Consider the following 22,361-nt stretch of genomic DNA (forward strand, 5'->3'; position numbering starts at 1 on the left):
CCTGCCAGCGGCAAGGTGGGGCGCTAGCGGCGACGCTCCAGCAGGACACCGCATTCGCAGTGGTGCGTCCACGGGAACTGGTCGAAGAGCGCGAAGCGCACCACCTCATGGGTGCGGGACAGGATCTCCAGGTTGTCGGCGAGCGTCTCCGGGTTACAGGAAATATAGACGATACGCTCATAACCACTGAGTTGACGACAGCTGTCGTCGTCGAGCCCGGCCCGCGGCGGGTCTACCAGCACGGTGGAGAAGTCATAGTCGTCGAGGCCGAATTCGGCGACCCGGCGCCCGCCCTTCTCGCCGCGCAATGCCTGAGCGAATTCCTCGGCGGACATGCGCCCCACGGTGGCGTTGGTAATGCCGTTGGCGATCAGGTTCTCACGGGCACTCGCGACCGAGGTGCGAGAGATCTCGGTCGCCAGCACGCGGCGGAAGTTCTCGGCCAGGGCGATGGTGAAGTTGCCGTTGCCGCAATAAAGCTCCACCAGGTCGCGACCGGTGCTGCCGGTGGTGGCATCCCGGGCCCAGCCGAGCATCGCGCGGCAGATCTCGGCGTTGGGCTGAGTGAAACTGTTCTCTACCTGCTGGTAGGCGAACACACGGTCGCCGACGCTCAGGTGTTCCCAGACGTGGTCCTGGGTCAGCACCAGACGCTGCTTGCGGGCCCGGCCGATGACCATGATGTCCAGCGCCTGCTCGAGCGCCCGGGCCTCGGCCTCCCAGGCCTCGTCGAGCTGACGGTGATAGATCAGCGTGACCAGCGCCTCGCCGGCGAGCGTGGTGAGAAACTCCACCTGAAACAGCCGATGGCGCAGCGCCGGATTATCGAGCAGACGCTCGCGCAGTGCCGGCATCAGCGCGTTGATGCGTCGACCGGCCACCGGGTAATCATCCAAGCGCACCACGGTCTTGTGCTTCGGATTCTCGGGGTCGACCTCGAACATCGCATAGTAGAGATCATCGCCCTCGTGCCATATTCGGAACTCGCAGCGCTGCCGGAAGTGGCTGGCGGGCGAGGCATGCACCTCCAGCGGCGGCGGGGAAAAGCGAGCGAAATCGGCGGTCAGTCGGTCGCGCTTGGCCGCGAGCTGTTCGTCATAGCGGTCGGGGTCGACAACGGGGATGGCCACGGCGGCTCCTGAATGATGAAGGGTCGAAAGGAAGACTCGGGTGAAGACGGAGAAACAAGGCGCGACGCACGGCGTATCACGGCAATACGAGGGGCTGCGTCGTCCCGAAACCGAAGCCGGCGAGCCCGCGGGCGAGTGCCGGATCGGGGCCGGTGACCCAGCCCCGCTCGATGGCCGGGCGACGCTGCGGAGCGGCGATCACCTGCCCGGTGCGCCGAGCGATGGCGTCACCGGAATCGACAAGACGCACCGGGTGCGGCACCGCGGCCTCGAGGGCTTCGCGCAACAACGGAAAGTGGGTGCAGCCGAGCACCAGGGTATCGAGGTCCTCGAGCCCGGCCAGCGGCGCCAGCACCCGGCGCAGCACGTCCACGTCGGGCGCCTGGCCGGCCACCAGGCGCTCGGCCTCGGCCACCAACGGGTCCGCGGCCAGGCGCGTGACGCGACAGTCGCCGGCGAAGGCCTCGATCAGCCGCGCCGTGTAGGGCCGCGCCACGGTGGCGCTGGTGGCCAACAGCCCGATGTGGCGACTCACGCTGGTCCCCGCGGCTGGCTTGATCGCCGGCACGGTGCCTATCACCGGGACCGACAAGCGCTCGCGTAGGGCCTCCAGCGCCAGGGTGCTGGCGGTATTGCAGGCCACCACCAGGCCACAGCAACCACTGGCCGCCACCGCCGCCTCGCAGACCTCGAGGATACGCGCCACCAGCCAGTCGTCCTCGCGTACGCCATAGGGCAGCATGGCGTTGTCGCAGGCATAGGCCAGGGCCACCTCCGGCAGCCGACGGCGCAGCGCCTCGACCACCGACAGGCCACCGACACCGGAATCGAACACCAGTACCGGGCCCGCCATCAGGAGTCCACCATGCACGCGCCCCCCGGCCGAGTCGGCACGGGGGACGCAGTGGCAATCAGAGCGGTATCAGCAGAAGTCGGCATCGCAGGCTATCCGTCGAACGATGCGACGCATTCTACCTCAGCGCGGCCGGGACCCGAAGCCGTCTCCCGGCGGCGGTGCCGGTGGACCTCAGGTCATCGGCTCGGGCGCCTCGCGCAGCTCGGCATAGAGTTCGGGGTAGCTCTGTTGCAGACGCTCAAGCTCGCTCGACGCCTGGGCGGGCAAGGCCTCGGCCAAACGCTCGAGATCGCCCTCGGCGAAGTACTCGCGGATCAGCGGGAAGAGCAGCTCGCGCTCGTCGCGCAGGTAGGCCCGGTGAGCATCGAGGTACGCCTTGAGGTCGTCGGCGAAGCGCCCCATGGGCATCACGCCATCCATGAGGATCATGTCCAGGTCACCGGATAGACGCTTGAGCTGCGCCTTCAGGGCACGATAGTTCTTGGCCAGGCGCTCGGTGGTGGCCTCGGTCTCCGGTGCCAGTTCTCGTAGGCGCTCGGAGCAGACATGCTCCAACGGCTGGCTGAAGCCGTCCTGGTAATCGAGAATATAATCCACGACTTCCCGCACCAGCTGGAAATTCGGGCGTTCGCCCTCGGCCAAGGTCTTCTGCTTGAGCTGAAGAACGTGCAACATGCGGGCCATGTTGGCATGATCCTGGCGCAGTTGGTTCAGCATGGGCATTACGGCAGCCTCCTCAATATCGGTCATGGACAACAAGGCACTGTTCGTTAGACGCGCCTTTTCCATCCGGGTTCCTGGCCAATAGCACCGGCCGTCAGGGTTCGCCCACTTCATTCGGGATTCAGGCAGACGCAGGAGTGATTCCCCGGCATCGCCGTATCCAACATAGCAGCCGTCAGCGAAGGAGTCAGAAATGGACCTGTTCCAGCAGGCCACCAGCGAGGACAGCGCGCCCCTGGCCTGGCGCATGCGCCCACGCCGGCTGGCCGATTACGTGGGCCAGCCGGCCCTGGTCGGCCCCGGCAAGCCGCTGCGCCGCATGGCCGAAGGCGGCCCGGTACGCTCGATGATCCTGTGGGGCCCGCCGGGCACCGGCAAGACCACCCTGGCGGAGATTCTCGCCGAAGAGTCCGGCGCCCACCTCGAACGCCTGTCGGCGGTGATGGCCGGGGTCAAGGATATCCGCGCGGCGGTGGAACGGGCCCGCGCCACCCAGGGACAGGATGCGCCTACCCTGCTGTTCCTCGACGAGATCCATCGGCTCAACAAGAGCCAGCAGGATGCCCTGCTGCCCCACGTGGAATCCGGGCTGTTGACGCTGATCGGTGCCACCACCGAGAACCCTTCCTTCGAGGTCAATTCGGCGCTGTTGTCTCGGGCCCGGGTGCATGTGCTCAAGTCGCTCACCGACGACGATGTGATCGAGGTCCTGCGGCGCGCCCTCGGCGATACCGAGCGCGGACTGGGCGCCCGGCGCATCGCCGTGGACGCCGACATCCTCACGCTGCTGGCCCGAGCCGCCGCCGGCGACGCCCGCCGAGCGCTGGGCCTGCTGGAGACCGCCTGCGACTTCACTACCCCGGAAGACGACGGCGAGCGTCTGCCACGCGAGGCCCTGGAGGACGTGATCGGCCACCAGGCCAGCGCCTTCGACAAGCAGGGCGACCACTACTACGACCTGTTGTCGGCGATCCACAAGTCGATCCGCTCCTCGCGTCCCGACGCCGCACTGCTCTACATCGCCCGCTTCATGCAGGGCGGCGGCGACCCGCTCGACGTGATGCGCCGGCTGACCGCCATCGCCTCCGAAGACGTCGGCAACGCCGATCCCAAGGCGCTACCGCTGACCATCTCGGCCTGGGATGCCTACCTGCGCCTCGGCGACCACGAGGGTCAGCGCGCCATCGCCCACGCCGCCGTCCATCTGGCGGTGGCGCCCAAGAGCAACGCCGTCGACCAGGCCTGGCATCGCGCCAAGTCCTTCGCCGCCGCCCAGCCCCGCCTGGAGGTGCCGACCTACCTGCGCAACGCCCCCACCAAGCTGATGGAGTCGCTGGGCCATGGCGACGGCTATCGCTACGCCCACAACGAACCCGACGGCTACCCGGCCGGCAGCGCCCATGACTGCTGGCCAGAGGAGGTGCCACAGGAGCGTTTCTACCGACCCACCGCCAACGGCCAGGAGAAGCGCTACGCCCAGATGCTCGAATGGCGCGCCGAGCTGGATGCCCAGGCGGACACGTCACCATAGCGACCCGCCATACGCTCCCTACGAAAGAAGACCCCGACGGCCTCGGCCATCGGGGTCTGTCTGTCGCTCACCGCTCGTCGTTTACTGGGCTTCGCGGATCACGTCGGTACCTTCGGGCAATGTCAGGTCGAAGCGAGCATCTTCCACCGACACGTTCTGCTCGACATCATCGAACTCGATGGCGGTGCGCTGGCCGGTGCTGTCGGTCATCTGCAAGAAGCCGAGCCGCTCGCCGTAGAACGTCAGCTTGAGCTCCTCGAACAGGGTGTCGGGGCTCTTCGGCACCAGCTCGAAGATCTCGGCGGTGCCCTGCTGGCTGCTGGTGACCTCGTAGTTGTCGGTCAGCTGTCCGGCGCTGCCGGACAACAGCAGGGCCGGCGTGTGGGTGACACGCTCGTCCAGCGGCTGGACGGTCGCCTGCGCCAGGTCGGGGTCGAAGAGGGTCACCTGCTCGCCGTCGGAGACCACGACCTGCTCGTAGGGCGCATTGACCTCCCAGCGAAAGCGACCCGGGCGCGACAGCCACATCCGGCCATTGGCCTCCTGCAGGCGCTGCCCCGAGCCATCGAGGATCTGTTGGTCGAAGTCCGCGACGTAGGTATCCACCGGCTCCAGCATACGGGCCAGACGCTCGGCACCCTGATCGGCCATGGCCGACAGCGGGGTCAGGGCCACCAGGGCCAGCGCGGCGAGGGATCGTTTCATGGTCATCTCCTGTTTCCCTGAGGGTCGGGTTCCCTGGGGATCGATAGGCATCCTGCCCGTTACGACTACGCTCACCGCGGCGGGTTGCCGCCCCGCCGCGGCTTGCATGATGGTTGCATGATCGACGGGTTAGTTGCCCGCCGGCGGCGATGCCAGCACTTCGCGGGCACCGTTGGTGCCCATGGTCGAGACCACGCCGGCCATTTCCATCGCCTCGACCAGGCGTGCGGCGCGGTTGTAACCGATCTTGAAGCGGCGCTGGACCGCCGAGATCGAGGCCCGACGACTCTCGGTGACGAAGGCCACCGCCTCATCGTAGAGCGCATCCTGCTCGGCATCGTCGCCACCGCCACCCTCGGCCTCGAGGCCGGCCAGCGCATCCGCGGAGACGCCGCCGGAGAGGATCTCGTCGATGTACTCCGGCTCGCCACGACGCTTCCAGTCCTCGACCACCCGATGCACCTCGTCGTCATCGACGAAGGCACCGTGCACGCGGGTCGGCATCCCGGAGCCGGCGGGCAGGTAGAGCATGTCGCCGTGACCCAGCAGCGCCTCGGCGCCACCCTGGTCGAGGATGGTCCGCGAATCGACCCGCGACGACACCTGGAAGGCCATGCGGGTGGGGATGTTGGCCTTGATCAACCCGGTCACCACATCCACCGAGGGGCGCTGGGTGGCCAGTATCAGGTGGATGCCGGCGGCACGCGCCTTCTGGGCCAGCCGCGCGATCAGCTCCTCGACCTTCTTGCCGACGATCATGAACATGTCGGCGAACTCGTCGATCACCACCACGATATAGGGCAGCTTCTCGAGCACCGGCGGCTCCTGATGCATCTCCCAGGGCTGCGGCTCCCACAGCGGGTCGGCGACCTGGGCACCGGCGCGTTCGGCCTCGTCGAGCTTGGCATTGAAGCCGGCGATGTTACGCACGCCCATGGCCGCCATCAGCTTGTAGCGCCGCTCCATCTCGGCCACACACCAGCGCAGCGCGTTGGCGGCCTCCTTCATGTCGGTGACCACCGGCGCCAGCAGGTGCGGGATGCCATCGTAGACCGACAGCTCCAGCATCTTGGGGTCCACCATGATCATGCGGACCTCGTCGGGATTGGCCTTGAGCAGCATGGAGATCAACATGGCATTGACCCCCACCGACTTGCCCGAGCCGGTGGTGCCGGCCACCAGCAGGTGCGGCATCTTGCCGAGATTGGCGACCACCGCCCCGCCACCGATGTCCTGGCCGAGCGCCATGGTCAGCGCCGAGGCCTCGTGTTGGTAGCGGTCGGAGTCGATCACCTCGCGCAGGCGGATCATCGCGCGGTTGGGGTTGGGGATCTCGATGCCCACCGTGGGCCGGCCCGGGATCACTTCCACCACACGCACGCTCTTGACCATCAGCGAACGCGCCAGGTCCTTGGCCAGGTTGCTGATCTTGGAAACCTTCACCCCCGCCGCGGGCTTGATCTCGAAACGCGTGATCACCGGACCCGGCCAGGTGTCGACCACCTCGGCCTTGACCCCGTACTCACGCAGCCGAACCTCGAGCAGTTCGGCCATCTCGGCGAGCTGCTCGTCGGTGTAGTTGGGCTGATGATCCTGAGGCGGCGTCAGCAGGCGCAGGCTCGGCAACTCACCCTCGGGCTCGGCGTAGGCTTCCACCTCGGCACCCTGATTCTGCAGATGCTCCACGGTCCACAGCGCCGGGCCATCGCCCTCTTCGGCGGCCTGTCGCGCCTGATCGGCGCTGGCCATGTTCGCGGGCGACGCCTCCTGACGCGGCGATTCCTCCTGATGCGGCGGCTCGGACGACCGCGGAGCCGCCGGTAGCGGAACGTCATCGTCGTCCGGCAGCACCGGTTCGGGAATCACCTCCGGCACCCGCCGCGGCTCGGGCCGCTCGGGCACCGAGGCTGCCGGGTCGTCCGCCTCACGCTCGCGCGCCGGCGGAGCCGCCGCCGGCTCGGGGCTCGGCTTCGACTCAAGGGCTGACTCCGGCGCGGCGGTCGTCTCGCGTGCCTCAGGCTCGGCCGGCTGGTTCGCCGCGACCGCTGCCTCGGCCGATTCAGGCGCCTCGTCGGGCGACCAGGGCGGCGCGGCCGTCTCATTCGGGGCGTCTGACGTCTCGGCGTCTGGCGCCTGTGGCTCACGCGACGCCTCGCCCGGTATCGCTCGCGTAGGCACCGGAGAGGCTTCCTGGCAAGGCTCGCTCGGCGCGGACGCCCGGGGCAACGGCGCCTCGTCGGATGCCGCAGACGGCCGCGGAGCCTCGTTCGACTCGGTCGGCTCCGAGCGTGGCAGGGACGACGCCTCCGGCGACCGGGGCGCGGCTGGCTCGGCCGGCACCTCGGCCTGCGCTGCAGGTGTGGCCGCCGGGGATGGCTGCGCCGGCGCCTCCGGCTCGGTGGCTCTCAGCGCCATGGCCGGGGCCGAGGGCGCATCGGGCTCGCCATGCTCGGCGGACAACGAAAGCCGCGGCTCCTGGGCGGTGTAGGCCGCCTCGGGGCGCTTCGCCGAGGGCGTGTGCTCGGGAACGTCCCAGGGGATATCGGTCTCACCATCGTCGCCGAAGCCGGGTTCGCGGCGCCCGCTCTCGGCGGCCAGGGCCGGGGCGGCCTCACGCCGTACCGGCGACCAGCGGCGCCACCAGGGTGTGCGGCCGGGTGACGGAGTGGCTTCGGCCGACGCCTCGGCGGCCGGCGACGCATCGGGCGTCGACGTACGCTCCTCGGTATCATCGTCATCCGTACCGCCGCGACGCAGGGCGAAGCGCTCGTCGACCCGGTTCCACAGCGCGGTGGCACGCCGGCCCAGCTCGTCCATGATGGTCAGCCAGGACCAGCCACTGAACAGCGGCACGCCACACAGCAGGGCCACCAGCGACAACAAGGCGGTGCCACCGGCGCCGACCAGCGGCAGCAGCGCCCCGACCAGCCCCTCGCCGAGGATGCCACCCGCCCCATAGGGCAGCAGGCTCTCGGGGTCATAGAAATGCAACGCCCCCAGGGTGGTCGTGCCGAGTAACAGCAGCATCAGGCCACCGCAACGCACGGCGAGTGCCGTGGCATCCCATTCCAGGCGCACCTGACCGGCGCGAATCAGCCACCAGGCGGCGAAGCCCAGCATCGCTGGCCACCACAGGGCGCTGACGCCGAACAAGGAATACATCACATCGGCAAGCCAAGCGCCGACCTGGCCCATCCAGTTGGCGATGTCGGTCTCGGGGCCGCTACGCGACCAGCCAGGGTCATCGGGCCGAAAGCTGTACAGCGCCAGCAACAGGAACACACAGCCCGCCAGCAGCAGTATCACCACGCCCTCTCGCATGGAGCCCTGCAGCCGCAAACCGAATCGCCTGGCCGTTTCCCTGGCCGTCGCCGTGCGTCCGCGTGACGACGACGTGGTTGTCTTCTTGGCACTCAAGCTGCCAACCCCCTTGCGCCGGATGGCGTCTTCCAAATCCAAGGCCATCAATCATACCGAGCATGCCGCGCCCGTCACAGGGGGAAACGACGACTTGAGCCCCATCAACGTGCCGGTCACACTTGGACCCCACATCACGAGGACCTCTGCCCCATGCTGCCCTGGCTCCCTGAGCACCCCGTTCGCTTCCCGCCGGTCGATAGCGCCCTCGACGACCCCGGCGGCCTGCTCGCCGCCGGCGGCGAGCTGAGCCCGGCCTGGCTGCTCAACGCCTATCGCCACGACATCTTCCCCTGGTACAGCGAGGGCCAGCCCATCCTATGGTGGAGCCCCAACCCGCGCATGGTGCTGTTCCCCGAGGAGATTCGGATACGGCGCAGCCTGGCCAAGCGGCTGCGCAATGGCGGCTTCACGGTCTCCGCGAATCGCGCCTTCGATGCCGTCATCACCGCCTGCGCGGAACCACGCGACGACGAGCCCGGCACCTGGATCACTCCCGCGATGGCCGAGTCCTACGCCCGACTTCACACGCTGGGCGCCGCGCATTCGATAGAAGTCTGGCAAGGCGACACACTGGTTGGCGGCCTCTACGGCCTGGCCCTCGGGCCGGTATTCTTCGGCGAATCGATGTTTTCGCGTGCACCCGATGCCTCCAAGGTGGCCCTGGCGAGCCTCGCCCGGGCCATGGCCGCCGAGGGCGGCCGGCTGATCGACTGCCAGATGCATACCCCCCACCTGGCGAGCCTGGGCGCCCGGGACATCGCCCGAGAGGCATTCATCGGCTATCTTGATGAGTGGCTGGACGATATGCCGACGCCACGGGGCGACACCCTGCCCGCCTTCGCACCACCGGCATGGTCGTTCGAACGCCTCGATGCCGCGAGACAGATGCCCCCGGGAGCCATAGGAGACGGCCGCCTTGAGCAGTAACACGCCCCGTCAACCGATTCGCGATCTGCGGTTCTTCCTGACCGTGCCCCACGCCTGTAGCTACCTGCCGGGGCGCGAGGCCACCACGCTGTTCCTGGACCCCCAGGAAGCGCCGGGCGGCGGTGTCTATGATGCCTTGGCGCCGCTCGGTTTCCGACGCAGCGGGCGGCACCTCTATCGCCCCCACTGCGAGGGGTGCAGCGCCTGTATCTCGGTACGCATCCCGGTCGAGGACTTCGCCCCCAACCGCACCCAGCGCAAGCTCTACCGCCGCAACGCCGATCTCGAGGTCAATGTGCGCCCGGCATGCTTCGATGCCGAGCACTACGGGCTCTATGCCCACTACATCCGCACCCGGCATGCCGACGGCGACATGTACCCGCCCAGCCACGAGCAGTACCGCACCTTCCTGACCCTGAACCAGGACTACGCGCGGATGCTGGAGCTGCGCCTGGACGGCCGGCTGCTGGCCGTCTCCGCCTTCGACCAGCTCGAGCGCGGCCTATCGGCCATCTACACCTTCTTCGATCCGGCCGCGGCCTTCGAACGCCGCTCTCTTGGCACCTACGCGATCCTGGCCCTGGTGGAGCACGCCCGCTCCCGGGCACTGCCTCATGTCTACTTGGGTTACTGGATCCAGGAATGCCGCAAGATGGCCTACAAACAGGCCTTCACCCCCCTGGAACGGCTCGAGGGACGCCACTGGCGGCGCCTGATCCCCACCTGAATGAGCGCTCGTTTTGCCTTGACGCCCGGCATGCGGCACAATATCGCGCTATCCTGATCGGCACGAGCGGACACACCGCCATTCGTGCCGCCGTTTGTTATCACCAGCGAGGAATTGCCTATATGGCACGCGAAGACCATATCGAAATGGAAGGCGTCGTCGTCGACACGCTGCCCAACACCATGTTCCGTGTCGAACTCGAGAACGGCCACGTGGTGACCGCCCACATCTCGGGCAAGATGCGCAAGAACTACATCCGCATCCTCACCGGCGACAAGGTCAAGGTCGAGCTGACCCCCTATGACCTGTCCAAGGGCCGTATCGTCTACCGCTCTCGCTGAGGACAGCCGCGCAGCGCCTTCCCCCAGGCGCCGGCACCGCCCCTGCCAGCTCTGCTCCCAAACGCACAACGCCCCGTCCGAAGACAGGGCGCTGATGGGCTAGCGGGAGCGATCGACGCGCCGCCTCAGGGCGCGTCGGCCAGTTCCGACTCCGATGCCAGGTGCAGCTCGCCGTCCTCGACGCTGACATGCACCAAACCCCCATGCTCGGCCAGCTCGCCGAACAGGATCAGCTCGGCCAACGGTTTCTTGAGCTTATCCTGCATCAGCCGCGCCATCGGCCTTGCCCCCATGTCGGGGTCGTAGCCCTTCTCGGCCAACCAATCGCGGGCCTCATCGTCCACCTCGAGCTGTACACGCTTCTCGTCGAGCTGTGCCTGGAGTTCGATCAGGAACTTGTCGACCACGTTGCGCACCACCTCGGTGGGCAGGGAATGGAACTGGATGATGCTATCCAGGCGATTGCGGAACTCCGGCGAGAAGGTCTTGCGCAGGACTTCCATGGCATCGGTCGAGTGATCCTGGGTCTGGAAACCGATCGAACGCCGCGTGGCCTGCTCGACCCCGGCATTGGAGGTCATGATCAGGATCACGTGACGGAAGTCCGCCTCTCGCCCGTTATTGTCGGTCAGGCGACCATGATCCATGACCTGCAGCAGCAGGTTGAAGACCTCGGGGTGGGCCTTCTCGATCTCATCGAGCAACAGCACGCAATGCGGCTGCTTGGTGATCGCCTCGGTCAACAGACCGCCCTGGTCGTAGCCGACATAGCCCGGGGGCGCGCCGATCAACCGCGACACGGTGTGGCGTTCCATGTACTCGGACATGTCGAAGCGCACCAGGTCGATGCCCATGATGTGGGACAGCTGGCGAGCCACCTCGGTCTTGCCGACCCCGGTGGGGCCGGCGAACAGGAAGCTGCCCACCGGCTTGTCCGGCGACTTGAGTCCCGCCCGCGACAGCTTGATGGCCGCCGACAGGCTATCGATGGCCTCGTCCTGCCCGAACACCAGCATCTTGAGATCGCGGTCGATGTTGGCCAACAGCTTGCGATCGGAGCTCGACACGCTCTTCGGCGGAATCCGCGCGATGGAGGCCACCACCGCCTCGACCTGATCGGTATCGATGGTATCGACGCGCACCTCGGGCGGCAGCAGCCGCTGATGAGCACCGGCCTCGTCGATCACGTCGATCGCCTTGTCGGGCAGGTGGCGATCGTTGATGTAGCGATCGGCCAGCCGCGAGGCGCTCTCGAGCGCGGCATCGGTGTACTTGAGCTTGTGGTGCTCCTCGAAGCGCGATCGCAGCCCCTTGAGGATACGGATGGTGTCTTCCACCGAGGGCGCCATGACATCGACCTTCTGGAAGCGCCGCGCCAGCGCACGATCCTTCTCGAAAATGCCGCGGAATTCCTGGAACGTGGTCGAGCCGATGCAGCGCAGCTCGCCGGAGGACAGCAGCGGCTTGAGCAGGTTGGAGGCATCCATCACCCCGCCGGACGCCGCCCCGGCACCGATCACGGTATGGATCTCGTCGATGAACAGGATCGCATTGGGCTGCTTCTGGAGCTCGGCCAGCAGGCTCTTGAGGCGCTTCTCGAAGTCGCCGCGGTACTTGGTGCCGGCCAGCAACGCGCCCATGTCGAGCGAGTAGACCACGGCGTCACCGATCACCTCGGGAACATCTTCCTCGACGATGCGCTTGGCCAGCCCCTCGGCGATGGCGGTCTTGCCGACGCCGGCCTCGCCGACCAGCAGCGGGTTGTTCTTGCGCCGCCGGGCGAGGATCTGCACCACCCGCTCGAGCTCGTGATCGCGCCCGATCAGCGGGTCGATCTTGCCGATCCGGGCCTGCTCATTGAGATTGGTGGCATAGCCGGTCAGCGGATTACCGCTCGACTCGCTGCCGGCCTCCTCGGCATCTTCAGCCTCCGGCGACGGCGAGCTCTGGCTCTGGCCATGGCCGGCCACCTTGGAGATGCCATGGGCGATATAGTTGACGGCATCCACCCGCGCCACGTTCTGCTGCTTGAGGAAGTAGACCGCCTGGCTCTCCTGCTCGGAGAAGATCGCCACCAACACGTTGGCGCCGGTCACTTCGCTCTTGCCCGAGGATTGCACGTGGAACACCGCGCGCTGCAGCACGCGCTGGAAGCCCAGCGTCGGTTGCGTCTCGCGGTCGGCCTGCTCCTCGGGGATCAGCGGCGTGGTGGAATTGATGAAATCCTGCAGGTCGGACCGCAGCTTATCGAGGTTGGCCCCGCAGGCACGCAGCACGTCCGCCGCCGAAGCATTGTCGAGCAATGCCAGCAGCAGGTGCTCCACGGTCATGAACTCGTGGCGCTTGGAACGCGCCACGGTGAAGGCCGTGTTCAGGGTCAGTTCAAGTTCTTTGCTCAGCATGGCAGTCCCCTTCTCGCCGCTTAGGGCTTGCGTCGGATCCTTGCGGATCCAGCATCTTCAACATCGAGCACAAACATCGGCGTTGCAAGTCATCCTGCCAACGCTGGTGGCTTTTGCACTTCGACACGCCACCGCTCAATCCGTTGCCTCGATGTCGCACAGCAGTGGATGCTGGCATTCCCGGGCATATTCGTTGACCTGATGACTCTTGGTCTCGGCGATATCGCGGGTGAAGACCCCACAGGTCGCCTTGCCTTGAGTATGCACGGCCAACATGATCTGCATCGCCTTCTCGTTGTCCACATGGAAGAACGTCTGCAATACCTCCACCACGAAGTCCATGGGGGTGAAGTCATCGTTGTGCAAGACCACCTTGTACAACGGCGGCTGCGCCAGTTCCGGCTCGGACGACTGCACCGCCAGATCGCCGTCGTCGCCTTCCTCGGGCCCCGGGGGGCGTGTCATGCCGGCATGGATCGACGCACGGCGCGCCCTCATGCCTTCTACCTGTGTCTTGAACATAAGCTTCGCTGTCGCTATCGACAAGCCGGTCGTCGCCCGGCATTCCAACCGTATTTGGACGCCGGTGAGCCGACCGGGTTCATCGGGGAGGCATTCACTGTGCCGTCTTTGCCTATCGCCATCAATGCAACGGCCCCCGCCCGGAAGCGGGCGAGGGCCGGAGCACGTCGGCGACGCGTGTGTCGCGGGGAACGCCGCGCTTAGCGCTCGGCCACCAACGCGAGCGCCGCATTGAGGGTGCGGCTGGGGCGCATCACGGCATCGGCCAGTTCGCCATTGCCGTGGTAGTAGCCACCGATATCGACCGCCTGGCCCTGCACACCGCTGAGCTCCTCGACGATGACCGATTCCTTCTCGGCCAGTTCGCCGGCGAGCTTGCCGAACAGCGCCTTGAGTTCGGCATCCTCATCCTGGGCGGCCAGCGCCTCGGCCCAGTACATCGCCAGGTAGAAGTGGCTGCCGCGGTTGTCGAGTTCGCCGACCTTGCGCGACGGCGACTTGTTGCTGTCGAGGAACTTGCCGTTGGCCTCGTCCAGCGCCTTGGCCAGCACTCGGGCGCGGGCGTTGTCGAAGGTCTTGCCCAGGTGCTCCAGGGAGGCGGCCAGGGCCAGGAATTCGCCCAGGGAATCCCAGCGCAGGTGGTTCTCCTCGAGCAGCTGCTGGACGTGCTTGGGTGCGCTACCGCCGGCACCGGTCTCGAACAGGCCACCGCCGTTCATCAGCGGCACGATGGAGAGCATCTTGGCGCTGGTGCCGAGCTCCATGATCGGGAACAGGTCGGTCAGGTAGTCGCGCAACACGTTGCCGGTCACCGAGATGGTGTCCTGGCCCTGACGGATACGCGCAAGCGAGAACTGCATCGCCTCGACCGGGGCCATGATGCGGATGTCCAGGCCATCGGTATCGTGATCCTGCAGATAGGTCTCGACCTTCTTGATCAGCAGGGCGTCGTGGGCGCGCTCGGCGTCGAGCCAGAACACCGCCGGGGCGCCGCTGTCACGGGCGCGGGACACGGCCAGCTTGACCCAGTCCTTGATCGGGGCGTCCTTGGTCTGGCACATGCGCCAGATGTCGCCCTGCTCCACCGGATGCTCGAACAGTGCCTCGCCGGCCTCATCGGTCACACGCACGGTGCCGGCGGCGGGGATCTGGAAGGTCTTGTCGTGGGAGCCGTACTCCTCGGCCTTCTGGGCCATCAGGCCGACGTTGGGCACGCTGCCCATGGTGGTCGGGTCGAAGGCGCCGTGCTGCTTGCAGTCGTCGATGGTGGCCTGATAGATGCCGGCATAGCAGCGATCCGGGATCACCGCCTTGGTGTCGTGCAGGGCATCATCGGCGCCCCACATCTTGCCGGAGTCACGGATCATCGCCGGCATGGAGGCGTCGATGATCACGTCGCTCGGCACGTGCAGGTTGGTGATGCCCTTGTAGGAATCGACCATGGCCAGGCTCGGACGCTCGGCGTAGAGCGCTTCGATGTCGGCCTCGATCTCGGCCTGCTTGTCGGCCGGCAGCTTGGCGATGGTGGCGTAGAGGTCGCCGATGCCATTGTTGGCCGCGAAGCCGACCTCTTCCAGGGCGTCGGCGTGCTTGTCCAGCACGTCGCGATAGAACTCGTTGACCACCATGCCGAACATGATCGGGTCGGAGACCTTCATCATGGTCGCCTTGAGGTGCAGGGAGAACAACACGCCCTGCGCCTTGGCATCGGCGATCTGCTCGGCGACGAAGTCCGAGAGCGCCTCGCGGCTCATCATGGAGCCATCGATGACCTCACCGGCCAGCACCGGCACGCGCTCCTTGAGCACGCTGACGCTGCCATCCTGGCCGACCAGCTCGATCTTGACCGCGCCATCGGCGTCGACCACGGCGGACTTCTCGCTGCCGTAGAAGTCACCCTCGCTCATGTGCGCGACGTGAGAGCGCGAGTCCGCCTGCCAGGCGCCCATGCGGTGCGGATACTTGCTGGCATAGTTCTTGACCGAACGCGGCGCGCGGCGGTCGCTGTTGCCTTCGCGCAGCACCGGATTCACGGCGCTGCCCTTGACGCGGTCATAGCGCGCCTTGATGTCGCGCTCGGCGTCGCTGCTCGGCTCGTCCGGATAATCGGGCAGCGCATAGCCCTGGCCCTGCAGCTCCTTGAGGGCCGCCTTGAGCTGCGGCATGGACGCGCTGATGTTGGGCAGCTTGATGATGTTGGCTTCCGGCGTCTTGGCCAGATCGCCCAGCTCGGCCAGGTGATCGCCCAGCTGCTGCGCCGCGGAGAGATAATCGGGGAACTGCGAGATGATGCGACCCGCCAGGGAGATATCACGAGTCTCGACGGCGATACCCGCGGAGTCGGTATAGGCGTCGATGATCGGCAACAGGGAATGGGTCGCCAGAGCCGGCGCTTCGTCGGTCAGCGTGTAGATAATCTTCGGCGTTTTGGACATGTTGGCGTAGATCTCTCTGGTCACAGCAGTACATGAAACGGATCGGAAACGCACTCTGTCGATGTCGGCAACACGGGCAATCCGGGTGACCTCCGCCCGGCACGGGCCGGCCGCCACGCGGCATCGGCCATCCCTTGGAGCGAGTCACGCCAGGCCCGGGAAATGACAAGGGCGCTCCGGCGAGCGTCGCGCAGTATACCAGCCCGCCGCCCACGACGCATGGCGGCGATCGAAGCCGGGGCCTGCCATCATGGTGCGCCGACCGGTAAGATGGCCCCATGAGCCGCTTATATCTCTTCCACAAGCCCTACCGGGTGCTGTCCCAGTTCACCGACCGAGGCGACGCCGAAGGCGTCCCTCGCCGCACCCTGGCCGACTATCTCGACGTCCCCGGCATCTACCCGGCGGGGCGTCTCGATCACGACTCCGAGGGCCTGCTGCTGCTGTCCGACGACGGCGAACTGATCCACCGCATCAGCCACCCGCGCCACAAGCAGCCCAAGACCTATCGCGTGCAGGTCGAGGGCCGGCCAGACGACGCCGCACTGGCCGCCCTGCGCCAAGGCGTCACGCTCAAGGACGGCCCCACCCGGCCGGCCAAGGTGCGCCGCCTCGCCGACGCCGGCCTGCCCGAGCGCCAGCCGCCGCTGGATGCGAAGCGCCACCCGACCACCCATTGGCTGGAACTGACCCTCTCCGAGGGCCGCAACCGGCAGGTGCGGCGCATGACCGCCCACGTCGGCCACCCCACCCTGCGCCTGGTACGGGTGGCGATCGGCCCCTGGACGCTCGCCGACCTGGCGCCCGGCGAGTGGCGCCGCGAGACCCTGCATGCCCCCACGCCACCGCCGGAGCGTCGCGGCGCCGGCCGACGGAATGCCGGCCCTTCCAAGGGGAGGACCCGCCGATGAGCCGCTGGCAGCCCTTCGTCAGCGTGGCGACGGTGGTCGAACGTGCCGGCCGCTTCTTGGTCGTGGAAGAGGACCGCGGTGGCCCGCACAGCGTCTTCAACCAGCCGGCCGGGCACCTCGAGCCGGGCGAACGCATCCAGGACGCCGCCCTGCGCGAGCTACGCGAGGAAACCGCCTGGCAGGTCGGCCTCAGCGACTACCTGGGGCTCTACGTCTTCCAGGCGCCGGACGGCAAGACCTTCCACAGCCACGGCTTCTACGGCATGGCGCTGGCACGCCTGGGCCACGCACTCGACCCGGCGATACTCGCCACTCACTGGCTGGCGCTGGAAGAACTCGAGGCCCTGGAGCGAGAAGGCCGACTACGCAGCCCACTGGTGATGCGCCGTGTGCACGACACCCTGGCCGGGCGCTTCTATCCCATGGACGTGATTCACGAGCGCTAGCTCGCGCTTCGAGCTTCGAGCCCGAATCAGGTATAATCATGCCCCATTTGTGACCACCCAATCCGAGAGCGTCATGACAGCCACTCAAGGCAAGGTGATCGTCGGCATGTCCGGCGGCGTCGACTCCTCCGTCTCCGCCCTGCTCCTGCTCGAACAGGGCTATGAGGTCGAGGGCCTGTTCATGAAGAACTGGGACGAGGACGACGGCACCGAATACTGCACCGCCAAGGAAGACCTGGCGGACGCCGAGGCCGTCTGTGCCAAGCTCCGCATCCCGTTGCACACCGCCAACTTCGCCGCCGAATACTGGGATAACGTCTTCGAGCACTTCCTGGCCGAATACCAGGCCGGGCGCACGCCGAATCCGGACATCCTCTGCAACCGCGAGATCAAGTTCAAGGTGTTCCTCGAATACGCCGAGATGCTCGGCGCCGAGCGCATCGCCACCGGCCACTACGTGCGTGGCGGCCAGGCATCCGGCGATCTCGATGGCGACCAGCGCCCGCGGCTGCTCAAGGGGCTCGACGCCAACAAGGACCAGAGCTACTTCCTGCATGCGGTGCCCGAGGCCGCCATCGCCCGCACCCTGTTCCCGGTGGGCGAGCTCGAGAAGCCCGAGGTTCGCGCCCTGGCCGAGCGTCACGACCTGGTGACCGCGAAGAAGAAGGACTCCACCGGCATCTGCTTCATCGGCGAGCGGCGCTTCCGCGACTTCCTCAAGCAGTACCTGCCCGCCCAGCCCGGCACCATCGAGACCCCCGACGGCGACGTCATCGGCGAGCACATGGGGCTGATGTACTACACCCTCGGCCAACGCCAGGGGCTCGGCATCGGCGGGCTCGCCCACTACTCCGACGCTCCCTGGTTCGTGGCCGAAAAGGACCTCGAGCGCAACGTGCTGGTGGCCGTGCAGGGCAAGCACCACCCGCTGCTCTACACCGACAGCCTGGCCACCGAGGCCATGGACTGGGTCGCCGGCGAGCCACCGGCCGTCACGGGCCGCCTCACCGCCAAGACCCGCTACCGCCAGGAAGACGTCGCCTGCCGCTTCGAGACCCGCGAGGACGGCGGCGTGCAGGTACGCTTCGACGACCCCCAGCGCGCCGTGACCCCCGGCCAGTCACTGGTGCTCTACGACGGCGACATCTGCCTCGGCGGCGGCGTCATCAAGGCCATCTGGAACCACGAGGAGCCCGCGCGATGAACGGCACCACGCCCATTCACCGGGCCCCGGACTCGTCCACCGCGCGTCAGGCCCTGGCCCTGGCCGGGGTCTTCCAGGCCGCCAGCCAGGTCGACGAGCTGGCCCGCAGCGGCCAGGTCGACGAGCGCGCCTGGGGCACCCTGATCCACGCCACCCTGGATACCGACCCGGCCAGCTTCGAGGCGATCTACGGCGGCCATCCCAACAACCTGCGGCTCGGCATCGAGACCCTCGAGGGCATGCTCGGCCGTCGCCAGGCCAACCCGGTGGTGATGCGCTATGGCTTCTCGCTGCTGATGCTGATGAGCAAGCTGCGCAACGACGCCGACATGATGGATACCCTGGGGGCCCGGCTGAGCCGCGTCCAGGGCCAGGCCGAGCACTTCGGCGCGACCCACGAGAACGTCATCGCCAGCCTCGGCGAGGTCTATCAGGACACCATCTCCACCTTCAAGAACCGGATCGTCGTCCAGGGCGATCCCTCGCTGCTGCAGAGCCGCATGATGCCCGAGCGCGTTCGCGCCTGCCTGTTGACCGGCATTCGCTTCGCGCTGCTGTGGCACCAGCAGGGCGGCCGACGCTGGAAGCTGATGTTCCAGCGCGGCAGCCTGAAGAAGGCCCTGGACGAGCTGAACTGACTTTCCTCCACCTACGCCTACCCGGAACGCGACCATGCAGCCCCAGTCACTACCCTTGACCGCCCTCACCGCCCTTTCTCCCGTCGATGGCCGCTACGGCAGCAAGGCCGAAGCCCTGCGCGAGCATTTCAGCGAGTTCGGCCTGATCCGTGCCCGGGTCATCGTCGAGGCGCGTTGGCTCCAACGCCTCGCCGATCAGCCGCAGATCACCGAGGTGCCGCCGCTCTCCGCCGGGGCCACCGCGGCGCTGGACGGCCTGGTCCGCGGCTTCTGCGTGGCGGATGCCGAGCGCATCAAGGAGATCGAGCGCACCACCAACCATGACGTCAAGGCGGTCGAGTACTTCATCAAGGAGCGCATCGCCGAGACCCCGGAGCTGCACGCCATCACCGAGTTCGTGCACTTCGCCTGCACCAGCGAGGACATCAACAACCTGTCCCACGCGCTGATGCTGCGTGGCGGCCTGGATGCCCTGCTGCCGGTGATGCACCACATCGCCGACGAGATCGCCCGCCTGGCCGAGGAACACGCCGCCCAGCCGATGCTGTCGCGTACCCACGGCCAGACCGCCACCCCCACCACCCTCGGCAAGGAAATGGCCAACGTCGCCTACCGGCTGCGCCGCCAGCTCAAGCAGATCGAGGGCGTGGAACTGTTCGGCAAGATCAACGGTGCCGTGGGCAACTACAACGCCCACCTGACGACCTACCCGGAGGTCGACTGGCAAGCCAATGCCCGCACCTTCGTCGAGGGTCTGGGGCTGACCTTCAACCCCTATACCACCCAGATCGAGCCGCACGACTACATCGCCGAGCTGTTCGATGCCATCTGCCGCTTCAATACCGTGCTGATCGACTTCGATCGCGACGTCTGGGGCTACATCTCGCAGGGCTACTTCAAGCAGAGGACCGTGGCCGGCGAGATCGGCTCCTCGACCATGCCGCACAAGGTCAACCCGATCGACTTCGAGAACTCCGAAGGCAACCTGGGGCTCTCCAATGCCGTGCTGGGCCATCTGGCCGAGAAGCTGCCGATCTCCCGCTGGCAGCGCGACCTGACCGATTCCACCGTGCTGCGCAACCTGGGCGTCGGCATGGCCTATGCGCTGGTGGCCTACCAGGCCTCGCTGAAGGGCATCGGCAAGCTCGAGGCCAACCCGGCGCGCCTGGCCGAGGATCTCGACAACAGCTGGGAAGTGCTGGCCGAGCCGATCCAGACCGTGATGCGCCGCTACGGCATCGAGAAGCCCTACGAGAAGCTCAAGGAGCTGACCCGCGGCAAGCGCATCGACCAGGCCGGCTTCGCCGCCTTCATCGACACGCTGGAGCTGCCAGAGACCGTCAAGGAAGAGTTGAAGCAGCTGACCCCGGCCAACTACATCGGCAACGCCGAGGCCCAGGCGCGCCAGCTGTAAGCCAGGCCATGCAGCGGGCCGGCAAGGATGGACGCCGGCCCGGGGCGACTCCGGCGACGAGCCTGCGAGAAGACGCCGTGAATACGTCCTTGTCGGCTCCCGATGCCCCGCGGCGCTCTCGCGCTTGCCGGGCCTGTGCTGGCCATCCATGGCCAGCCCGTTCGGCGCCGTGCGCACCACCCATGGCGTGGGCGCCTCTCTTAGGCTTGCTCCCGGCGCCCCTCGTCAGCCGGCCCCACATGCTAGTATCCCGACAGGCGCCATGCGGCGCCTGTCGCCGTTTCACCCCCTTCGCGAGCGCGAGCCCCATGTCACGACAGTCCCGAGACGAACCCCTCACCCTGCTCGGCGGCCTCACCGCCACCGACTTCCTGCGCGACCACTGGCAGCGCCGTCCACTGCTGATTCGTGGCGCCTTCCCCGACATCGAGAGCCCGCTCGATCCCGACGAGCTGGCGGGACTCGCCTGCGAGGAGAACATCGAGGCCCGGCTGGTCGAGGAGAACGGTCCCGACGGCCCCTGGCAGGTCAGCCATGGTCCCTTCGATGAGACCACCTTCGCCCGCCTGCCCGAGCGCGACTGGACCCTGCTGGTCCAGGCCGTGGATCACTACGTGCCCGAGGTCGCCGAGCTGCTCGAGACCTTCGACTTCCTGCCCCGCTGGCGGCTCGACGACATCATGGTCAGCTATGCGCCGCCCGGCGGCAGCGTCGGCCCCCACGTCGACCAGTACGATGTCTTCCTGCTTCAAGCCAGCGGCCAGCGCCGCTGGCAGATCGGCGGCCAGGTGCCCGACGACGCCCCCATCGTCGACGGCATCGACCTGCGCATCCTCGAGCGTTTCGAGGTCGAGGCCGACAGCGACTGGGTCCTCGAACCCGGCGACATGCTCTACCTGCCGCCGGGTTGGGCGCATCACGGCCCCAGCCAATCCGACGACTGCATGACCTTCTCGGTGGGCTTCCGCGCGCCCTCGGCGGACGAAGCCGTGACCTCATACGCCGACTACATCGGTGAACAGCTACCCGCCACGCGCCGCTACGGCGATGCCGGCATGGCACCGCCCAACGACCCCGCCGAACTCGACGATGCGGCGCTCGCGCGGATGCGTGCGCTGATCCTCGAGAGCCTGGACGACCCGACCCAGCTGGCCCAGTGGTTCGGACGAGTCATGACCCAGCCCAAGTACGTCGACCAGCTGGTGGCCAGCGAGACGCCCACCGCCCCCGACGACCTTGTCACCGCACTACAGGACGGCGAGATGCTCGAGCGCAGCCCCGGCTCACGCTTCGCCTGGCGGGCACTGGAGGGCGATCGGGCCACGCTGTTCGTCGACGGCGACGGCGTCGAGTGCCCGATCGCGCTGGCCCGCGCCCTGGCCGGCGATGCCCCCGTGGATGCCGAACTGCTGAAGCATGACGAGGCCCCACGCGTGCTGACCCACCTGCTCGACGCCGGCAGCCTCGCCTGGTGGAGCAACCACGAAGAAGAATGCAACGTGAGGACGGAGGAGTAAACGCATGACTGACAGCATCGAGATCCGCGAGGGCGACTGGGTCGCCCTCGGCGAGGCGGCCGGCGAGATCCGCCGCGTCGTCTTCATCGAGGAGCAGGAGGTCCCCGGAGACGAGGAGTGGGACGGCCGCGACCCCGAGTGCCTGCATTTCCTGGCGCTGGCCGACGGCCACGCCCTGGGCACCGCCCGGCTGCTGCCCGACGGCCATATCGGCCGCGTCGCCGTGCTGGCCGAGGCCCGTGGCCTGGGTATCGGCCTGGCACTGATGGAGGCGGCGATCGCCAGCGCTCGCCGGCAAGGACTCGCCACCACGGAGCTCGCCGCGCAGACCCATGCCCTGGCCTTCTACGAACGACTGGGCTTCGAGGCCCACGGCGAGATCTTCATGGACGCCGGCATCCCGCATCGCCACATGGTCTTGCCTCTCGACGACTGACCCCCTCGCCGCACATCATTGCCGGCCCTCGGTAGCCCGACGACAAGAATCCCCCTCTCATTCCCGCTCTGTCGTC

The 22,361-nt window shown here is 67.4% G+C and carries 19 protein-coding genes; 11 read left to right on the forward strand and 8 right to left on the reverse strand.

The window, feature by feature from the left end; translation table 11 throughout:
• Positions 1-23: 23 nt before the first annotated feature.
• The 3 genes from trmA to ETC07_RS06650 form a co-directional block, all read right to left on the reverse strand.
• Positions 24-1,130, reverse strand: coding sequence for a tRNA (uridine(54)-C5)-methyltransferase TrmA (gene trmA / locus ETC07_RS06640; RefSeq protein WP_136247724.1), 1,107 nt, complete (start codon positions 1,128-1,130; stop codon positions 24-26).
• Between the two features lie 76 nt (positions 1,131-1,206).
• The gene (gene murI, locus ETC07_RS06645; RefSeq protein WP_136247869.1) at positions 1,207-1,983 is read right to left on the reverse strand and encodes a glutamate racemase; all 777 of its coding nucleotides are present in this window, start codon (positions 1,981-1,983) and stop codon (positions 1,207-1,209) included.
• 174 nt (positions 1,984-2,157) lie between these two features.
• Positions 2,158-2,703, reverse strand: coding sequence for a hemerythrin domain-containing protein (locus ETC07_RS06650; protein WP_136247870.1), 546 nt, complete (start codon positions 2,701-2,703; stop codon positions 2,158-2,160).
• 199 nt (positions 2,704-2,902) lie between these two features.
• Between ETC07_RS06650 and ETC07_RS06655 the strand changes: the two genes are divergently transcribed.
• Positions 2,903-4,240 (forward strand): replication-associated recombination protein A, encoded by a 1,338-nt coding sequence (locus ETC07_RS06655; RefSeq protein WP_136247725.1) that lies wholly within the window; start codon positions 2,903-2,905, stop codon positions 4,238-4,240.
• A gap of 81 nt (positions 4,241-4,321) precedes the next feature.
• Here the strand turns inward: ETC07_RS06655 and lolA are convergent, their stop codons facing one another.
• Positions 4,322-4,951: an outer membrane lipoprotein periplasmic chaperone LolA gene (lolA, locus tag ETC07_RS06660; RefSeq protein WP_136247726.1), complete on the reverse strand. Its 630-nt coding sequence runs from the start codon at positions 4,949-4,951 to the stop codon at positions 4,322-4,324.
• Between the two features lie 123 nt (positions 4,952-5,074).
• A complete protein-coding gene (locus tag ETC07_RS06665) occupies positions 5,075-8,410 on the reverse strand; it encodes a DNA translocase FtsK (protein ID WP_136247727.1) in 3,336 nt (1,111 codons plus the stop codon).
• A 105-nt stretch (positions 8,411-8,515) separates the two neighbouring features.
• Here ETC07_RS06665 and aat point away from each other — a divergent pair, with 105 nt between their 5' ends.
• The 3 genes from aat (at position 8,516) to infA (ending at position 10,360) form a co-directional block, all read left to right on the forward strand.
• A complete protein-coding gene (gene aat / locus ETC07_RS06670; protein ID WP_136247728.1) occupies positions 8,516-9,292 on the forward strand; it encodes a leucyl/phenylalanyl-tRNA--protein transferase in 777 nt (258 codons plus the stop codon).
• Positions 9,282-10,019, forward strand: a complete 738-nt coding sequence (locus ETC07_RS06675) for an arginyltransferase (RefSeq protein ID WP_136247729.1) — start codon at positions 9,282-9,284, stop codon at positions 10,017-10,019. Before aat ends, ETC07_RS06675 begins: the two co-directional genes overlap by 11 nt.
• Positions 10,020-10,141: 122 nt before the next feature.
• A complete protein-coding gene (infA, locus tag ETC07_RS06680) occupies positions 10,142-10,360 on the forward strand; it encodes a translation initiation factor IF-1 (RefSeq protein ID WP_013332816.1) in 219 nt (72 codons plus the stop codon).
• Between the two features lie 125 nt (positions 10,361-10,485).
• On the opposite strand, the gene clpA is transcribed toward infA, so the two are convergent.
• From clpA to ETC07_RS06695, 3 genes are all read right to left on the reverse strand, one after another.
• The gene (clpA, locus tag ETC07_RS06685; protein WP_136247730.1) at positions 10,486-12,762 is read right to left on the reverse strand and encodes an ATP-dependent Clp protease ATP-binding subunit ClpA; all 2,277 of its coding nucleotides are present in this window, start codon (positions 12,760-12,762) and stop codon (positions 10,486-10,488) included.
• Between the two features lie 135 nt (positions 12,763-12,897).
• Positions 12,898-13,227 (reverse strand): ATP-dependent Clp protease adapter ClpS, encoded by a 330-nt coding sequence (gene clpS, locus ETC07_RS06690; RefSeq protein ID WP_240724579.1) that lies wholly within the window; start codon positions 13,225-13,227, stop codon positions 12,898-12,900.
• A 257-nt stretch (positions 13,228-13,484) separates the two neighbouring features.
• Positions 13,485-15,719, reverse strand: coding sequence for an NADP-dependent isocitrate dehydrogenase (locus ETC07_RS06695; RefSeq protein ID WP_136247732.1), 2,235 nt, complete (start codon positions 15,717-15,719; stop codon positions 13,485-13,487).
• A 278-nt stretch (positions 15,720-15,997) separates the two neighbouring features.
• On the opposite strand from ETC07_RS06695, the gene ETC07_RS06700 reads away from it, so the two are divergent.
• From ETC07_RS06700 to ETC07_RS06730, 7 genes are all read left to right on the forward strand, one after another.
• Complete coding sequence (locus ETC07_RS06700; RefSeq protein ID WP_136247733.1) at positions 15,998-16,630, forward strand: pseudouridine synthase; 633 nt, start codon at positions 15,998-16,000, stop codon at positions 16,628-16,630.
• Complete coding sequence (locus tag ETC07_RS06705) at positions 16,627-17,076, forward strand: NUDIX domain-containing protein (RefSeq protein ID WP_136247734.1); 450 nt, start codon at positions 16,627-16,629, stop codon at positions 17,074-17,076. Before ETC07_RS06700 ends, ETC07_RS06705 begins: the two co-directional genes overlap by 4 nt.
• A 73-nt stretch (positions 17,077-17,149) precedes the next feature.
• Positions 17,150-18,280, forward strand: a complete 1,131-nt coding sequence (gene mnmA, locus ETC07_RS06710; RefSeq protein ID WP_136247735.1) for a tRNA 2-thiouridine(34) synthase MnmA — start codon at positions 17,150-17,152, stop codon at positions 18,278-18,280.
• Positions 18,277-18,918, forward strand: coding sequence for a high frequency lysogenization protein HflD (gene hflD, locus ETC07_RS06715; protein ID WP_136247736.1), 642 nt, complete (start codon positions 18,277-18,279; stop codon positions 18,916-18,918). The genes mnmA and hflD overlap by 4 nt, the downstream gene beginning before the upstream one ends.
• A gap of 34 nt (positions 18,919-18,952) precedes the next feature.
• Positions 18,953-20,332 carry an adenylosuccinate lyase gene (purB, locus tag ETC07_RS06720; RefSeq protein WP_136247737.1) on the forward strand — a complete coding sequence of 460 codons (1,380 nt, stop codon included), beginning with the start codon at positions 18,953-18,955 and terminating at the stop codon, positions 20,330-20,332.
• A 308-nt stretch (positions 20,333-20,640) separates the two neighbouring features.
• Positions 20,641-21,849, forward strand: a complete 1,209-nt coding sequence (locus ETC07_RS06725) for a cupin domain-containing protein (protein WP_136247738.1) — start codon at positions 20,641-20,643, stop codon at positions 21,847-21,849.
• A gap of 4 nt (positions 21,850-21,853) precedes the next feature.
• Positions 21,854-22,285 (forward strand): GNAT family N-acetyltransferase, encoded by a 432-nt coding sequence (locus ETC07_RS06730; protein WP_136247739.1) that lies wholly within the window; start codon positions 21,854-21,856, stop codon positions 22,283-22,285.
• Positions 22,286-22,361 lie beyond the last annotated feature (76 nt).

It is taken from the genome of Halomonas borealis (genome assembly GCF_004798905.1).
Lineage (GTDB): Bacteria > Pseudomonadota > Gammaproteobacteria > Pseudomonadales > Halomonadaceae > Halomonas > Halomonas borealis.

Bases quoted from the DNA above. Each gene is read 5' to 3' on its own strand.
- murI (WP_136247869.1), bottom strand. From the start codon at position 1,983: ATGGCGGGCCCGGTACTGGTGTTCGATTCCGGTGTCGGTGGCCTGTCG.
- ETC07_RS06650 (WP_136247870.1), bottom strand. From the start codon at position 2,703: ATGCTGAACCAACTGCGCCAGGATCATGCCAACATGGCCCGCATGTTG.
- ETC07_RS06655 (WP_136247725.1), top strand. From the start codon at position 2,903: ATGGACCTGTTCCAGCAGGCCACCAGCGAGGACAGCGCGCCCCTGGCC.
- lolA (WP_136247726.1), bottom strand. From the start codon at position 4,951: ATGACCATGAAACGATCCCTCGCCGCGCTGGCCCTGGTGGCCCTGACC.
- ETC07_RS06665 (WP_136247727.1), bottom strand. From the start codon at position 8,410: ATGGCCTTGGATTTGGAAGACGCCATCCGGCGCAAGGGGGTTGGCAGC.
- aat (WP_136247728.1), top strand. From the start codon at position 8,516: ATGCTGCCCTGGCTCCCTGAGCACCCCGTTCGCTTCCCGCCGGTCGAT.
- infA (WP_013332816.1), top strand. From the start codon at position 10,142: ATGGCACGCGAAGACCATATCGAAATGGAAGGCGTCGTCGTCGACACG.
- clpA (WP_136247730.1), bottom strand. From the start codon at position 12,762: ATGCTGAGCAAAGAACTTGAACTGACCCTGAACACGGCCTTCACCGTG.
- clpS (WP_240724579.1), bottom strand. From the start codon at position 13,227: ATGACACGCCCCCCGGGGCCCGAGGAAGGCGACGACGGCGATCTGGCG.
- ETC07_RS06695 (WP_136247732.1), bottom strand. From the start codon at position 15,719: ATGTCCAAAACGCCGAAGATTATCTACACGCTGACCGACGAAGCGCCG.
- ETC07_RS06700 (WP_136247733.1), top strand. From the start codon at position 15,998: ATGAGCCGCTTATATCTCTTCCACAAGCCCTACCGGGTGCTGTCCCAG.
- ETC07_RS06705 (WP_136247734.1), top strand. From the start codon at position 16,627: ATGAGCCGCTGGCAGCCCTTCGTCAGCGTGGCGACGGTGGTCGAACGT.
- mnmA (WP_136247735.1), top strand. From the start codon at position 17,150: ATGACAGCCACTCAAGGCAAGGTGATCGTCGGCATGTCCGGCGGCGTC.
- hflD (WP_136247736.1), top strand. From the start codon at position 18,277: ATGAACGGCACCACGCCCATTCACCGGGCCCCGGACTCGTCCACCGCG.
- purB (WP_136247737.1), top strand. From the start codon at position 18,953: ATGCAGCCCCAGTCACTACCCTTGACCGCCCTCACCGCCCTTTCTCCC.
- ETC07_RS06725 (WP_136247738.1), top strand. From the start codon at position 20,641: ATGTCACGACAGTCCCGAGACGAACCCCTCACCCTGCTCGGCGGCCTC.
- ETC07_RS06730 (WP_136247739.1), top strand. From the start codon at position 21,854: ATGACTGACAGCATCGAGATCCGCGAGGGCGACTGGGTCGCCCTCGGC.